Source organism: Corallococcus macrosporus, from assembly GCF_017302985.1.
Classification (GTDB): domain Bacteria; phylum Myxococcota; class Myxococcia; order Myxococcales; family Myxococcaceae; genus Corallococcus; species Corallococcus macrosporus_A.
On the sequence record NZ_JAFIMU010000007.1, the window covers coordinates 1,714,844 to 1,729,697 of the forward strand.

Below are 14,854 nucleotides of genomic sequence, written 5' to 3' on the forward strand. Positions count from 1 at the left end.
CGGCCCGACGCCCACCGCGCTACACACGCGACTGCTACTTCTTCATCTGCTTCTCGAGGTCCTTCGCCTGCATCTCGTTGTTGCTGACGACGGTCTCGGTGTCGCTCAGGAGCGCCAGGAAGGTGCCGTCGTTCTTGTACTCCTTGCGGCCCTCCTTGAGGATCTCCTTGCCCTTCTTCTGGTCCTCCGCGATGCGCGACAGGAAGGCCTTGTCGAATTCGGGGCCCTGCTTGGACTGGAGCTTGGTGATCTCCTCGTTCGTCTTGTCCATGGCCTTGCCCAGCTTCTCGTCGGCGCCCTTCATCTTCTTGTCGTAGCCCTCCTGCACGCCGGAGCCGCCCGTGCCCTCCTCGGAGGTCTGGCGGCTGTCGTTGAGCGCGCTGATCTGCATCTGCTGGTGCTGGGCCCAGGTGCGCAGCGACTCCTGGCTCTTCTCGTGGTCCTCGCGCAGCTTGGTGGCGAACTCCTTCACGCGCGGATCCGACGCCTGCTGCTCCGCGAGCCGCGCCATCTCGATCTGGCGGTTGTTGAAGACAGCCAGCTTGCCCACGTACTGCACGCGCTTGCCGGCCGCTTCGCCCACGGCCTTGCCCTGCTTCATCTCCTGCTTGGCCTGCTTGGACTCGTCGTTGGCGTGGGCCGCGAAGCCCATCAGCCCCGTCACGACCGCCACCGTCACCGCCCGCGCCTTCCAGTTCGTCTTGACCATGGTTCCAGCCTCCCCGCCTCCGCGGATGAAAGATCGACGGAAGCAAGGTGGGGCCGGGACCGCGCGGTGCCAGGGCCGCCCGGCCGAGCGCCCCGCCCTCGCGGACGAGGCCCCGGGGAAGGACGCCGCGTCACTCCATGGACAGCAGGCCGCGCACCACCGCGCCGCGCCCCGGCGCCGTGGCCTGGGCCCAGCCGCGCAGCAGCGCCAGCACCTCCGTGGAGAAGCCCGGCGTGTCGAGCAGCGTGACGGTGGTGGACGTCCCGCCCGTCTGCGCCTGCTCGAAGCGCGCGGTGAGCCAGCACGTCCCGGCGTTCGCGCCCTCGGGCACCGTGCGCGACACCTCCAGCTCCAGCAGCGCGGAGGGACACAGCCAGGCTTCCGCCCAGCGCAGCCGCCGCTCCAGCAGCGCGCCCAGGGACGCGTTCGCGGCGGTGGCCTCCAGCGCCAGGGGCATGCCGTCGCCGGACGGCGGCAGGTACACCTCGCGCAGGAAGGGCGGCTCGCGGGTCAGCGCGTGCGCCGTCGCGCGCAGCCACAGGCGGCAGTCGCGCAGCACCTCCGCCGTGGGCGCCTCGAAGGGGGGCAGCGGGTGGCGCGTCGCGGAGCGGCGGCTGCTCTTGCGGTCCGCCTCCACCTCCACGAAGGGGGACACGCGCGCGCGGCCCTCCACCGCGCCCTCCACCTCCAGGCCCAGCCGCTCCAGCCGCGAGCCCCGGCCCAGGCCGCGCCACAGGTCCACGAAGGCCGCCGCCAGCGGCGCCGCGTTCGCGACCGAGTACGGCCGCCACTCCACGCGCTGGCACACCACGCGCGCCGAAGGCACCCGCGCGCCCGGAGGCCCCAGGCCCAGCGTCAGGTCTTCGCCGCCCACCGCCACGCGCGCGGACAGCACGTGCCGCACCGGGCCCTCCAGAAGCCACACCCGCAGGGCCCCGCGCGGCACCGCGCCCTCCACGTAGCGAGCCCCCAACAGCCACAGCTCGCCCTGGATGAGCACGTCCTCGCCCCGGGGCGCGTGCAGGTTCGGCTTCGAGTCCTGACAGCCCAGGACCCAGGCCCCGCGGCCCTCCTGGACCCAGCGCACCCGAAGGCCCTCCGGCAACGCCTCCAACGCGCGCCGCGTGGCCTCCGCCTCGCTCATTCCCTCCGCCATTGGGCCCCTCGCACCAAACAGCGCTACGGTATTCTTCCGTAATAGCTGTGATTAGGGGCACCTGTCAGCACGTTTTTCGCGGTTTCCCGGATGGGTAATGGGAAACCCTGTAGGCCTGGGTAGGGATGGCAAGGGCCGCCCTCCGGAGCCGGAGCGCCTCAACTGGTCCGACAGTCGGACCAGTTGGGCGGCAGCCGCTCCCGGGTGGGGGCCCTGCCGGTTTCCCGTCAGGGGGACCGGGGGCCGCCCCGGGCTCCGAAAGCGCGCTCCAGGAGGGCGTCGCTGGAGAGGCCGGGACTGGCCTTGGCGGCTTCGACGTCCAGGCCCTCGCCGTGGCCCCGGCCCTGGCCTTCGAAGCGGACCTGGGGGCCGTCGAAGGAGGCGCGCTGGGGGCAGGATGGGAGCTGGAGGCCGGCGCGCAGCGTGTCGCACGGGAGGGAGCGCGCGTCCTCGTAGGGGGCGCTGGGGGTGCCTTCGGTGCGCAGGTAGCGCACGCGGCCGGACTCGAAGCGCAGGGAGACGAGGTGGGTGCCCAGCAGGGACTCCACCTGGGCGCGGGTGCGGACTTCGCTCCAGGGGGTGGAGCCCCCCTGCGAGAAGGTGAGCCACGCGTCCCACTTCAGCGGCGGGAGCTGGAGGGCGCGGGACTCTTCCGGGCGGATGCGCACGGTGCCCCGGAAGGCCTGGCAGTGGGTGGTGTCGCAGAGGGCGCGGCCGGGGTGGCGCGTGTCGGCGTGGCGCTCGTTGTGCGCGGCCACGCGGGCCAGCGCGACGCGGGCCTCGCCCTGGAGCGTGACGTCCTCGGCGGCGACGACGCCGGCGGTGTACTGCACGCGCGTGGTGCGGAACACGAAGTCGGAGCCGCGCCGGGCCTTGAGCGCGCTGGGCGTGGTGGGCACGCCGGGCGGTGGGCGGTACGGCGGAGGCGTGGACCAGGTGAAGACGCCCGCGTAGTCGCGGCCACCGTCGGGGCCGTCCGGGAAGCGCACGCGCCAGGGGCTGCCCAGGCAGACGGCGGGGCCCTTCGAGGTGAGCGCGTCCAGGCGCGAGAAGTCCGTCGGTGCGGCGCGCGGCGTGCCGCCATCGACGGAGAAGCCCGCGCCCGCGCAGCGGGCCTCCACGGTGGCGGAGGGCAGCAGGCCGAGCACCTGCACACGCGCGGCGTCCAGGCCGCCCTGTCGTCTCACGCGGGTGAGGAGCGCGGGGAGTTCATCCACGAAGTGCCTGGGCATCTTGCCGGGCCGCACGATGACGGCGACGAGGTCCGCGTCCACGGCGGCGATCCATCCGAACTGGGGGCGGCTCGCGGCATCGCGCACGGTGCCTGTCTTCGTGGCCACGCCCTTGAGCGCCTTCGACGTGGAGAGGCCGCTGAGCGTGCCTTCGTCCACGTTGCCGGTGAGGAGCGCGAGCACGTCCGGCCGCGCCTCCGCGAGCAGCCGGTACGCCTGCGCCATGCCCCACGGAGACAGGCCATGCGCGGAGCGAAGCCCGATGGCCTCGGTCATGTCCGAGGGCAGCCCGGTGAGGCCCACAGCGGAGAGCACCGGGCCCCAGACACCAAAGGCCCTGGGAGCACGGCCCGTGGCCTCCCAGTCCAGGAACCAGCCGTTGCAGGAGCGCAGCAGCGCGAGCCGCGCATCCACCTTCGGAGGCAGGCCCGCGCCGCACGCCCACTCCTGCACGCCCGGACGCGGAGGAAGCAGTGGCGGCGCGTTGGCTTCCGGAGCGCTCCCGGTTCCCGCCGCGTACAGGAACGGCTTGAGCGCGGAGCCGTAGGGCACCGCGCGCCTCACGTCTCCTTCCGCGAGCAGCACTTCTCCGGAGTGCCGGCTCACCACCACCGTGGCCGCTTCGGGCGCGAGCACCGCCACGTCCGCCAGCTCCTCCACCGTCAGCGGCGCCGCCCACCGCGCTCCGTCGTGACACTGGCGCAGCCTGCGGGTCAGCGCGGCCGGAAACCCCGTGTGCTCGCCGAGGATCCGCGCCAGTCCCCTCCTCGCTCGCGGCGTGTCCACCGCGGGCGCGCTCGCCACCTCCTTCGCCGCGCGTGACAGCGATTGATAGGGGCCCTCGCGCCACGCGGGCAGCTCGCCGCTCACGGTCAGCGCGAAGGCTTCGTGGAAGAGCCGGTCCTCGCTGGATGCGGGACAGGCCCACCAGAGCAACTGGTGCGCGAGCTCATGCCGCAGCGCCGTGCGCAGCCTCGCGTCCAGCACACCGGGCGCGTTCTGCCGCAGCTCCACGACGCCGGGCCGGCCCTGCGCGTTGCGCTCGGGCGCGAGCGATGCGCCCTTCTGGAGCGTCACGGTGGCGGGGGCCCTCGTGGGAAGGCCGCCCGCCTGCGCCGCGTACTGCGTCTCCAGCGCCGTCCAGGCGGCCTGGGCCTCCCGGCGCAGGTCCGCTTCCGGCGTCACATCCCCCCGCGTGACGAACGTGGGCGAAGCCGACAACAGCACGGCGACGGCGACGGCCCACCCCATGGGCTACAGGTCGCTCACGGACGTCTTCGAGGGCACCACCTTCAACACGTCCGACGCCGTGCGGCCCCGGATGCGCGCCGAGTACATGTCCTCGATGGTCGCGGGCGGCGCCGCGAACGTGCCCGCGAACTGCGCGCGCATCACGTAGCCCACCGTGCGCGGGCTGTTGCTCCACCACGCCGGCTCCTCGAAGAAGAACGTCGCGTGCGAGGGGTCCAGCTGCCGGCGCTTGAGCGCCTCCGGAGCCAGCGGCAGCGAGTGCGGCGGCCCGCGGAAGCCCTTGTCCTCCAGGAGCGGAACGAAGCCCGCCGGCACCGCGTCCTCCACCACGTAGTACGCCGAGCGCGCCCGGTTCTCCCCGCGCGCGTCCAGCGTCAGCTCCACGTAGACGTCCTCGCCCTGGGACACCTGCGTGCCCGCGTCCAGCTTCACCTTCCCGCCCTCGCGCAGCACGTAGTACGCGCGCTCCACGGACATGCCGTTCACGCGCGGCTGCACGTCCTTGAGCGGCGTCATCGCGGCGGCGCGCAGCGTGGCCACGCCGTCGAAGCCGCCCACGTCCACCGTGCGGGTCCCCGCCGGCAGCGTGGCCACCAGGCCCATGCCGCGCGACGCGAACTTCACCGGCGCCGAAGCCCCCTTCACCTCCGGAGGCGCCATGCCCTTGAACGCCTTCGCGTCACGCTCCACCAGCCAGAGCGAGTGCAACAGCGCCGTGCTCCGGTCGAACGTGGACAGGCCCGGCTCGCTCAGCATCTCCAGGATGCGCTTGCGCGCGCGCGTGACATCCAGCGAGCCGAACGATGCCGCGTGCGCGGTGATGGCGGTGAGGCCCACGCGCCGCAGCGGGAAGCGGTAGAACGCCTCGGGCATCTCCGCCTCGCTCTTGAGCCCCGCGAGCTTCACGAAGCCCTCGCCGCTCTGCTTCACCAGCGACTGGATGCGCTCCTGGAGGCCGGGCTCCTTCATCACGCCCGCCTTCTCCGCGGCCAGCACCGCGAGCGCCAGCGGGTACAGGTCCCCCGGCTTCGCGGCCTCCACCAGCGCGCGCACCCGCGCCGCCTGACGCGGGCCCTGGAGCCGCGCCAGCACGTACGCGCGCGTGGCGTCGTACTCCAGCGGCAGGCCCTCCTGCGCCTCCAGCCACTTCGCGCTCTCCTGGATGCGCGCGTCGTCGCGGTCCACCAGCCCCGCCTCGGACGCGTACGCCAGGCCGTCCAGCGCGATGAGCGTGAGCGGCAGGCTGGGCTCGCTGTAGCCACCGAACCACGTGAAGCCGCCGCCCTTCACCGCGAGCCCCAGGATGCGGGCCGTGCCCTGCACGGAGCGGCTGCGCGCCTCCGCCAGCAGCGCCTGCGACTCCGGGTCCAGCTTGTCCAGCGCGCCCGCCTTCTGGAGCACCTGGTACACCGCCACGTTGGGCACCGTCGTGGAGACGAGCTGCTCCAGGCAGCCGTACGGATACGTGAGCAGCTCGCGCACGTTGGTGAGCGCCGCGTCCACCGTGGACGGCTGGAGCACCAGCTCCACGCGCGTCAGCGCCGACTTCTCCGGGGCCTCCAGCGACAGCGCCCCGCCGCCCCACGCGCTCACCTGCACCGCGTCCTCCACCGCGGCCGGCGCCACGTCGAAGCGCTTCAGGTCGCGCAAGGGGTCCTTGCCGCCCACGACGTCCACCGCGAGCTGCGCCGGGCCCGTCTTCGCCGCGCGCAGCGTCACCGGCACCACCTGCTCACCGCCCTGCCCCAGTTCCACCTTGCGCTGGAGCGCTTCCGCCTGGAGCGCGCCGCCCGGCCGCAGGCTGACGTCCAGCAACTGGCTGCCCTTGGACTTCTCACCGGCGGCCAGGCGCACCGACGCGAGCGCCTCGTCGCCCTCGCGCAGGAACTGCGGCAGCGCCGCGTAGAGGTTCAACCCGCCGCGCGTGGCGAACTCCGCCGTGCCCTCACCGAAGCGGCCGGACGTGTCCGCCGCCACCGCCGTCACCACCCACAGCGTCTGGTTGGAGGGCAGCGTGAAGCGCACCGTCGCGCGCCCGTCCCGGTCCGTCACCACCGCCGGGTCCCAGTGCGCCGTGTCCTTCTCCAGGTCCTTCGCGTTGCGCGTGGGCGGCTTGATGGACGCGAACGCATGGTCCGGCAGCCCCGCCATCTTGCGCGCCAGCTGCTCGCCGTAGCCGTAGCCCTGGAACTCCGCCGAGTAGAAGCTCGTCACGTTGTCGCGCGCGGGCGGATAGAAGAAGTCCAGCACACCGGGGCGGAACTCGGACTGGATGGCGTAGACGGCCTTGTCCACCACGCCCACGGACAGCTGCGCGGACACGCCGTTGCCGTCGCTGTCGGTGACGCGCACGTCGATGGCCTGCTCCGTCAGCGGCAGCGCCTCCGCGCGGCGCGGCTGCAGCGCCACCGTGAGCGTGCGCTCCTTGGGCACCACGCGGAACGCCACCGTGCGCTCCTCCCAGCGGCCCGTCGCCGTGGGGTACGCCACGGACGCGTACACCGCGCTGCCGAAGCGCTTCTCCACCGGGAAGGCGTGCACCAGCGTGCGGCCCGTGAGCTTCACCACCGAGGTGCCGTACAGGCCCGCGCCCGTCAGCGTCACCCACACGGGCCCCGCGTCCTTGCCGCCCTGGCCCCAGCCATCCGGCATCAGCGCCACCAGCTTCGCGCTGTCCCCCGGCGCCAGCGTGCCGGACAGCGACGCGAGCGTGAGGTTGGGCACCTGCGCCACGGGCTCGTCCGCGCCGCCGATGACGAGCAGCGACTCCTCGCCCTCCCACGTCTCGCCCTTCTTGTCCTTCACCGTCACGCTCGCGACCACCCGGCCCACGTCCGTGGTGGGCACCTTCAGGCGGGACGTGCCGTCCTGCTGCGTGGTGAAGCTCTGCGTGCCCAGCTCCTTCTCGCTGCCGTCCGCGCGGACCAGCGTGAAGTCCACCTGCCCCGTGGTGACGCCGTAGGGCTTGCCGGACAGCGTGGTGGCGCGCACGGACAACTGTGCTTCCGCGCCCTTCTGCACCACCGCGTCGGAATAGCGCGCCACGCCCAGCACCTCCACCTTCGACAGGAAGAAGGCGGCGGTGCCGGTGGCGAACGTCTGCTGATCATCCCGCGCGCGCACGGTAAGGCTGTAGCGGTACGGCAGATCCTCGTCGCCCGGATTGAGCGCGGGCACGGCGACCTCCACCTGGGCTTCACCCTCCGCGTTGAACTCGCTGGCGGTGGACCACGGGTCGTCCGTGGCCTGGCGCTCCGCGACGGAGGAGTACAGCCGCTCCGGTACGCTCAGCTTGCCCTCGGTGCTGGAGGTGGTGCCGTACGTCACCGCGCTGCCCTGGCCGCCGCGGCCGGAGTCGTCCACCCACGCGGGCGCGTCCAGCAAGGAACGGTAGAGGAACACCTCGTACTTCGCGCCCTTGGGCACACCGCCCGCGTAGCGGCGCGCGCGCACCGTCACGCTCACCGTGGAGCCCGGCACCACCGTCTCCGAAGCGGGTTGCACCTCCAGGTAGAACGTGGGCTTCACGTAGTCCTGCACGCGCGCCTCGCCCTGGTAGGGGTTCTGGTCCAGGTCCGCCTCGATGCGCAGCACGCCCGTGCCCAGGTCGTCCGGCACCTTGAGCGTGCCGTTGAACGCGCCGAACTCATCCACCGCCGCGCGCGTGATGATCTCGCGGCCCTCCTGCGACACCAGCTTCACGCGCACGTCGCGCTTCTTCGGCGTGAAGAGGCGCGCCAGGAACGTGTCCGGCTGACGCACGAGCCCGCGGAACTTCACCTCGTTGCCCGGCTTGTAGATGGGCCGGTCGCTGTAGATGAACACGTCCGGCGCCACCGCCAGCGTGGAGTAGAAGTCCGTGTCCACGATGGCCGTGTCCTGCCCGGCCGTCACCGTCGCGATGATGCGCGGCTCCGTCACCGCGAGCGTCACCTCGCCCTTCTCATCCGTCGTGCCCGAGGGCCCCTTGCCCGTGGGCAGGTACACCTGCACCTGCGCGCCCGCGCGCGGCTGCTGGTCGCGTCCCGCCGCGCGCACCAGCACCTGGCCGTCGGTCTGCTTGAGCTGCACGGTGACGTCGCTGACGACGAGCACCACCTGCCCCTCCACCCGGCCCTGCACCAGTTGGAGCACGTACGTGCCCGCGGGCAGCGGCGCGAGCAGCACGCGGCGCTCCTGGAAGCCGCTGCTGCGGTTGCCCGTGTCGAAGCCCGGCACGTTGAAGTCCCGGTCCTCGCCGCCCAGGTCCAGGTTGAGCCACTGGCTGCGCACCACGGAGAACCCCGGCGGCGTGCCCACCAGCTTCTCCGGCCCTTCGGCCACCTTCGCCAGCGGCTCGCTGGAAGAAGACTCCGCCGGCGGCTTCGGCAGCGTCTTCCCCACCTCCTGGCGGAACGCGGGCGACAGCGCCTCCATCAGCACGATGCCCGGCGAGCGCACCGCGTTGAGGCCCCGGCTCAGGCCGCGGCCCGGGTTGGCCAGCGTGGGCGGCGTCTCGTACGCGCGCCGCAGGTCGCCCTGCGCGCGGATGAACGCGTCCAGGTTCGCGGGCTTGAGCACGCGCAGCTCGACGGGGCCCTTGTCCTCGAAGGCGACGTCCACCGCCACCGGCTCGCCGCTGCCGTAGGAGCGCGGGACGGTGATGTAGAGCGGCTTGGCCAGCGCCACGCCGGACAGCAGGAGCGCGGCCAGCGCCGCGAAACGCAGGGAGGTCTTCATGTCCCGAACCCTTCCGACAGCATGACGTAGCCCTGCACGTTGCCCCGGAAGCCCAGGTACGGCAGGGCCTCCAGGTCGCGGCGGGCCGCTTCGATTTCCGGGGGAACCACCGTGGCGCGCGGCGCGTAGCCGTCCATCGCGAGTCCGCCGAGCAGCCGCCCCATGTTGACGCCCAGCACCACCGAGGAGGGCGCGCGCAGCCCCGCGACCACCGGCCCCGCGGCGTTGAGCATGTTGGGGGCGCGGCCCTCGCAGGCCTTCTGGAGCCGCTCGACCTCCTGCGCGCTCGTGGCCAGCACCACGTGCTTGCACAGCGTGGCGCGCGTCAGCGTCCGGGCGCCGCCGGAGAACAGCGCGGCCAGGCCCTCCGCGTCCTTCTCATCCCCCCACAACAGCGCCAGCTCCGGCTCCAGCGACGTGCTGCCGCGCGGCGTCCACACCAGGGCCACCTGGCGCGTGCGCACCCGGGGCTGGCCCTCGTTCTTCCAGAAGGCGTTGAGCTGCGCGGGCTCCAGCGACTCCGGCAGCGTGAGCTGGAACGCGAACAGCACCGGCGTGTCCTCCGGGACCAGCTTGAGCAGGTCGTCGGAGAGGGGCTTGCCATCGTTGGCGTGTCCGTCCGGGCGCAGCTTCCCGGCGATGCCCTTCGCCACCAGCCGGTCGCCGTCCACGCGCAACTGGAGCCGCGTGTCCTCGCCCAGGCCCAGCACGTGGGTGAAGAGCTGCACCTCGCGGCCGTAGGCGTTCGGGTCGAAGCCCACCTCCACGTCCACGCCGTCCTCGGCCTCCAGCTCCGGCAGCGCCGTGCACAGCGCCTGGAGCACCACCACCGGGTGGCGCGCCAGCACCAGCCGGTCCTCCGTGCGCGCGGCCCACAGCGTCTGCTCGGCGACGAGCCAGCGCGACAGGTGGAAGCCGTCCTTGGGCACCGTCCCGTCCATCCCGGACGGGCAGGTGTCCGCGAGCATCCCGCCGCGCTTCGCCACCGCGTCCAGCGCGTCCCACGCGGCCAGCGACGTCTTGTTCGCCTTGGGGACCAGGAGCGCGGGCGTGCCCACGCGCGCGTCACCGCTGAACCACACGGTGCGGAACGGCGCGTCGAGCAACTGCCCCGCGACGACGTCCAGCACCGCGCCCTTGAAGGACGCCTTCAGGTCGTTGCCGGTGGAGCCCAGGAACGCGGCCCAGCCGCTCACGAAGCCCTGGCCCAGCGGCTTGTCCCACTGCGACTTCAGCCACGCGTTGCGCGCCAGCGCGTCGCGCACCTTCGCGGGCGAGTGCACGTCCACCCAGATGGCGGCGGTGGCGGCCGCGCCGGGCACCTCCATCTTCGAGGGCTCGGAGGGCACGTCCGGCATGCCCTCCACGGTGGCGCCCGCGGTCGGCGGGCCCTTGGGTTCACCCGAGGAGAAGGCGGGGCCGGAGCCGCCGCCCCCGCCGCTCTTGCGGCCGATGACGAAGGCCCCCACGCCGACGCCCACGACGAGGGCGCCGATGAGCGCGATGCGCACGGCGGAGGAAGGGCCCTTGCCACCGCCTCCAGCGGGGGGCGGCGGCGGGCTCACGGGAGACGTCATGACATCCACTCCTTGAAGCGGAAGAAGCCGAGGAAGGCGGTGTTGCCCGGCACGGGGCGCCACTCCAGCGGCGCATCGGTGGCGAGCGAGTCCAGGATGCCGGTGCGCACGGGGGCGCCGGCCTCACCGGGGTGGTAGACGACGCGCGCGGGCGCATGGGCCCGGTCCTCCGGGCGCACCACGAGCATCAGGTGGAAGACGGGCCCCGCGTCGTGCTCCTGGCGGAAGGCCAGCACGTCCCCGGTGCGCAGCGCGGCGAGCACGTCCGCGCCCCGGCCCAGCGGAACGAAGCTGCGGGTGAGCAGCGTCTCCGCGTCCGCGAAGTCGGAAGGGTTGCCGCGCGTGTCCCGCCACAATGGCGAGGCCAGGCGCTCCGAGGCCACGCGCCGGTACGCCGTGCGGTACGCGTAGCGGATGAGGCCCGCGCAGTCTCGCTGCGCCGGCTGCCACGCCGCGTCCGGGGCCTTGAGCTGCGCGAGCGCCACCTGCGCGACCTCGCGGCGCAAGAGCCGCGCGCGAGTCTCCGGAGCGACCGGCTCCGCCGCGATGACCGCGCCCTCACGATTGGCGGACACGGGGGCCGTCCCGGACGGAGGCGGGCCCGCGTGCAGCAACAGCGTGAGCATCAGGACGCGCATGGCTTCGGCCGTGCCGGGCGCTTCAGTAGCCGCCTTCGTCGCCGCCGCCGCTGTCCCCACTCTGCTGGAGTTCCTTCAGCGCCTCCTCCAGGTTCGTGGGCCAGCCCTTCCCCTTCGGCTTCGGATCCGCGGACGGCACGTACACCTCCGCCTGCCCGTCGCCCAGGATGTTCACCCACGCGAGCACGCGCGTCGTGCCGGGCGTCGCCAGCGGGATGCGCACGCGGCGGCGGAGCTCTCCCGGCGTGCCCTCGAAGAGCGCCAGGTTGAGCGTGGCCACCGTGTGCGCCTTGTCCCCGCTGGGCCAGTAGTTCGTCGCCACCAGGTACACGCCCTTCGGCGGCGCGCGGTGGATGTAGAGGTACGGGCCGTACGCCGGCTGGTCGAAGTCGCCGCCCTGCTCGTTGAGGAAGAACGTGCCGCCGGACGGGCTCGCCGTGTTCGCCCAGTACACGTGCGCCATCGCGCTCACGGACAGCGTGTCGTCCGAGCTGCTCCCGTCCGTGGGCTCGTAGATGTGCAGGTCCGTGTAGACGCCGTCCGTGTCGCTCGTGAGGATGGCCTTGAGCGGCACCGGGGGCACCTGCGCGTAGCTCGTCGCCTGCGTGCGCCCCGTGCCGCCCTTGTTCGTCGCCGTCACCGTGACGACGTTCTTGCCGCTGGCCGCGGGGAACTTGCGGCTGAAGCGGCCCCCCTGGGTGCGCATCAGGTAGCGGTCGCCGTTGATGGACACGACCACCGGATCCACCGTCGCGTCGCTCACCGTGCCTTCAATCAGCATCATCCGGTCCACCGTCCAACCGCCGGACGGCGCGCTCAACACCACCGTGGGCACCTTGTCCCCCCGGCCCATGGGCACACCCTGCTGGCGAGCGGACACCGACGGCGCCGTCTGCGACAGCAGCCCGGCGAGAAGGACGGAGAGCATCATGGAGCCTGGGGACCTGGACGTGGGTTGCGCGAACCGCGTGTCCGCGAAAGGACACAGCGTGCGGCAAGCTCCTGCCCGTTTTCAAGCCACCCACCCCCGGCCAGCACCCCGGCCCGGGAGGCCCCCCCCACCGCGACGCCACGAAGGCGCGCGGGTTCCACACCTTCCTCGCGTGTCCGTCCGTCCACCCTCGGGCCCGGACACCCACGGTCACGCGTCAGAAGGGTGCTGCCTCCCACACCCTGCCTACTGCGGGCGTTCCCAGCCGTTGCGGTTCACGAAGTCCGACACGATGGCGGCGGTCATGTCGCGGATCTTCTCCACCTCCGCCGCGGACTTGCCCGCCGTGTCCTCGATCATGGGCCAGTCCTCGCGCTTCTGGTCCGCCACCACCGGCACGTCCGGCAGTCCGCCCAGCGTCACCACAATCTGCGCGCTCTTCACCAGCTCCGGCGTCAGCCGCTGCGGCTTCGCGTCTCCCAGGTCCACGCCCATCTCCTTCATGGTCGCGAGCACTTCGGGATGCAGACGCTCGGCCGGCTGCGTCCCCGCGGAGATCGCGCGCGCCTTCGCCGGGTCCGCCAGCAGGTTGAAGAAGGCCGCTGCGATCTGCGAGCGACCCGCGTTCTGCGTACAAGCGAAGATGACCGTGTTCATCGCACCGCCTTTGGAGTGTTGAGAATCATGAGGTTCCTGGGCTTCCCCGGAAGTATCACATCCTGAGCGCGGAAGAGGACAACGCTCGCCCGGCCCCATCCCCATTCCGCCCGGCCCGGGGCGTCACGCACCGGGATATGGGTAGGATTTGACTCCGCGCGAAGGCTTTGTGCGAGCGGATGCCGGGGGCGTGCCTAGCTTGGAGGGGTCATGCAAAGCACCCCTTCCTGGGCCTGGATCGTCTTCTGGGCGCTGCTGCTGGCGCTGCTGGTGGTGGACCTGCTCGCGCACCGGGGCGGGCGGGGGCAGTCGCGCCGCGCGGCAATCCTCTGGAGCCTGGCCTGGGTGGGGCTGGGGCTGGGCTTCTGCGGCTTCGTGTGGGTGACGCTGGGCAGCCAGCGGGGCCACGAGTACCTGGCGGCCTGGCTCATCGAGAAGAGCCTCAGCCTGGACAACGTCTTCGTCTTCCTCGTCATCTTCCGCAGCCTGAACGTGCCCCAGCGCTACCAGCACGAGGTGCTCTTCCTGGGCATCTTCGGCGCGCTGGTGTTCCGCGCCCTGTTCATCTTCGTGGGCGCGGCGGCGCTGGAGCGCTGGGGCTGGGTGTCGTACGTCTTCGGCGCCATCCTGCTCGTGACCGCGTGGCGCGTCTTGCGCGAGGACCCGTCGAAGCAGGAGGACAACCGCGTCGTCAGCTGGCTGTCGAAGAAGCTGCCGGTGACGGACCAGGTGGAGGGGCCGCACTTCCTGGTGAAGCACCAGGGCCGCAGGCTGGCCACGCCGCTCCTGCTGGCGCTGGTGGGCCTGGAGGTGACGGACATCCTGTTCGCGGTGGACTCGGTGCCGGCGGCGTTTTCCGTCACCACGGACACGTTCATCCTCTACAGCTCCAACGCCTTCGCCATCCTGGGGCTGCGCGCGCTCTACCTCGTCATCGCCGGGGCCGTGGGGCAGTTGAAGTACCTGCACTACGGCCTGGCGGGGGTGCTGGCGTTCGCGGGCGTGAAGATGGTGCTGGAGCAGTGGGTGCACATCCCGCCGCTCTTGTCGGTGGCCGTCATCCTCGCGGTGATTGGCGGCGCGGTGGCAGCCAGCCTCGTGCACCGGCGCTCCGGGCGTCAGGTGGAGGCCTGACGGCTTCAGGGCGTGGGCAGGCCCGCGGTGCCGGGGGCCTCCAGCGGCTTCGTCAACAGCTCGTCGAAGGTGGGGTTCGCCGCCTTCGCGATGCGCTCCGCGTGCTTCTTCAGGAGCGCGGCGTTGGCGTCCTTCACGTCCTTGCCCGAGGAGAGCTCCAGCTGGGTGATGTACTTGCGCAGCCCGGCGCGGCGCTGCTCCAGTTGCAGCCGCTCGGCCTCGGAGAGCTTCGGGTCCTCCAGCTGCGGCCCCAGCGCGGCGAGCTGCGCCTCCAGCTGCGCGAGGTTCGTCGGGTCCGACGCCTGGGACACCGCCGCCACGCCCGCGTCCGGCGCGGCCCCGGGCGCCGGATAGACCACGGCGGTGAGGCGGCGGAACTCCTGGGGCGACATGCGCTGGGCCTCCAGGTTCTGCAGGAGCACGGTCTGGGCCTTGCCCATGATGCGCATGGAGGCGCCCGCGGCCTGGAGCATCGCGCGCCGGCCGCCGCGGTTGATCTCCTGGCCGTGCGTCCGCATGTACTCGAGCGACTCCTTCTCCATCGCCTGGTAGGCGGGCAGGGTCGCTTCGCGCACCGCGAGGTAGGTCTCCAGCCGCGCCTCCTCCAGCTTCAGCACCTTGCCCGCGGGGGGCGGCTGGAAGGGATAGCGGGCGTTGAGGTCCGCGGTCCGCTGGGCCCGGGCCTGGGTCTGCGCCAGGGCCTCCATGCCGCCGCCGCCCATCGCGCCGTCCGCCCAGTACCCTGTCGCGACCAGCCCTCCGCCCACCAGGAGCAGCCCGCCGACACCCAGCCCCACCCCGAGGATCCACTTCTTGTTCATGGCGCCGCTCTCCTTCCGCGGAGGGCAGG

10 protein-coding genes are annotated in these 14,854 nt (G+C 72.5%); 1 reads left to right on the top strand and 9 read right to left on the bottom strand.

Annotated features, from left to right (window positions below; genetic code table 11):
* Positions 1–34 precede the first annotated feature (34 nt).
* The 8 genes from JYK02_RS19325 to JYK02_RS19360 all read right to left on the bottom strand — a co-directional run bounded on the left by JYK02_RS19325 (position 35) and on the right by JYK02_RS19360 (position 12,870).
* Positions 35–709 carry a DUF4142 domain-containing protein gene (locus JYK02_RS19325; protein ID WP_207053014.1) on the bottom strand — a complete coding sequence of 225 codons (675 nt, stop codon included), beginning with the start codon at positions 707–709 and terminating at the stop codon, positions 35–37.
* Positions 710–839: 130 nt separating this feature from the next.
* The gene (locus tag JYK02_RS19330; RefSeq protein ID WP_207053016.1) at positions 840–1,865 is read right to left on the bottom strand and encodes a hypothetical protein; all 1,026 of its coding nucleotides are present in this window, start codon (positions 1,863–1,865) and stop codon (positions 840–842) included.
* 227 nt (positions 1,866–2,092) lie between these two features.
* Positions 2,093–4,348: a hypothetical protein gene (locus JYK02_RS19335; RefSeq protein WP_207053017.1), complete on the bottom strand. Its 2,256-nt coding sequence runs from the start codon at positions 4,346–4,348 to the stop codon at positions 2,093–2,095.
* 3 nt (positions 4,349–4,351) lie between these two features.
* Positions 4,352–9,067, bottom strand: a complete 4,716-nt coding sequence (locus JYK02_RS19340) for an MG2 domain-containing protein (protein ID WP_207053018.1) — start codon at positions 9,065–9,067, stop codon at positions 4,352–4,354.
* Complete coding sequence (locus JYK02_RS19345) at positions 9,064–10,644, bottom strand: hypothetical protein (RefSeq protein ID WP_207053019.1); 1,581 nt, start codon at positions 10,642–10,644, stop codon at positions 9,064–9,066. The genes JYK02_RS19340 and JYK02_RS19345 overlap by 4 nt, the downstream gene beginning before the upstream one ends.
* Positions 10,641–11,282 carry a DUF1175 family protein gene (locus JYK02_RS19350; RefSeq protein ID WP_207055207.1) on the bottom strand — a complete coding sequence of 214 codons (642 nt, stop codon included), beginning with the start codon at positions 11,280–11,282 and terminating at the stop codon, positions 10,641–10,643. The genes JYK02_RS19345 and JYK02_RS19350 overlap by 4 nt, the downstream gene beginning before the upstream one ends.
* Positions 11,283–11,304: 22 nt before the next feature.
* Positions 11,305–12,210: a DUF2135 domain-containing protein gene (locus JYK02_RS19355; RefSeq protein WP_207055209.1), complete on the bottom strand. Its 906-nt coding sequence runs from the start codon at positions 12,208–12,210 to the stop codon at positions 11,305–11,307.
* Positions 12,211–12,459: 249 nt separating this feature from the next.
* The gene (locus JYK02_RS19360) at positions 12,460–12,870 is read right to left on the bottom strand and encodes a low molecular weight phosphatase family protein (protein WP_207053020.1); all 411 of its coding nucleotides are present in this window, start codon (positions 12,868–12,870) and stop codon (positions 12,460–12,462) included.
* A 210-nt stretch (positions 12,871–13,080) separates the two neighbouring features.
* Here JYK02_RS19360 and JYK02_RS19365 point away from each other — a divergent pair, with 210 nt between their 5' ends.
* Positions 13,081–14,004: a TerC/Alx family metal homeostasis membrane protein gene (locus JYK02_RS19365; RefSeq protein ID WP_207053021.1), complete on the top strand. Its 924-nt coding sequence runs from the start codon at positions 13,081–13,083 to the stop codon at positions 14,002–14,004.
* 5 nt (positions 14,005–14,009) lie between these two features.
* Here the strand turns inward: JYK02_RS19365 and JYK02_RS19370 are convergent, their stop codons facing one another.
* Complete coding sequence (locus JYK02_RS19370; protein ID WP_207053022.1) at positions 14,010–14,825, bottom strand: hypothetical protein; 816 nt, start codon at positions 14,823–14,825, stop codon at positions 14,010–14,012.
* Positions 14,826–14,854: the final 29 nt, after the last annotated feature.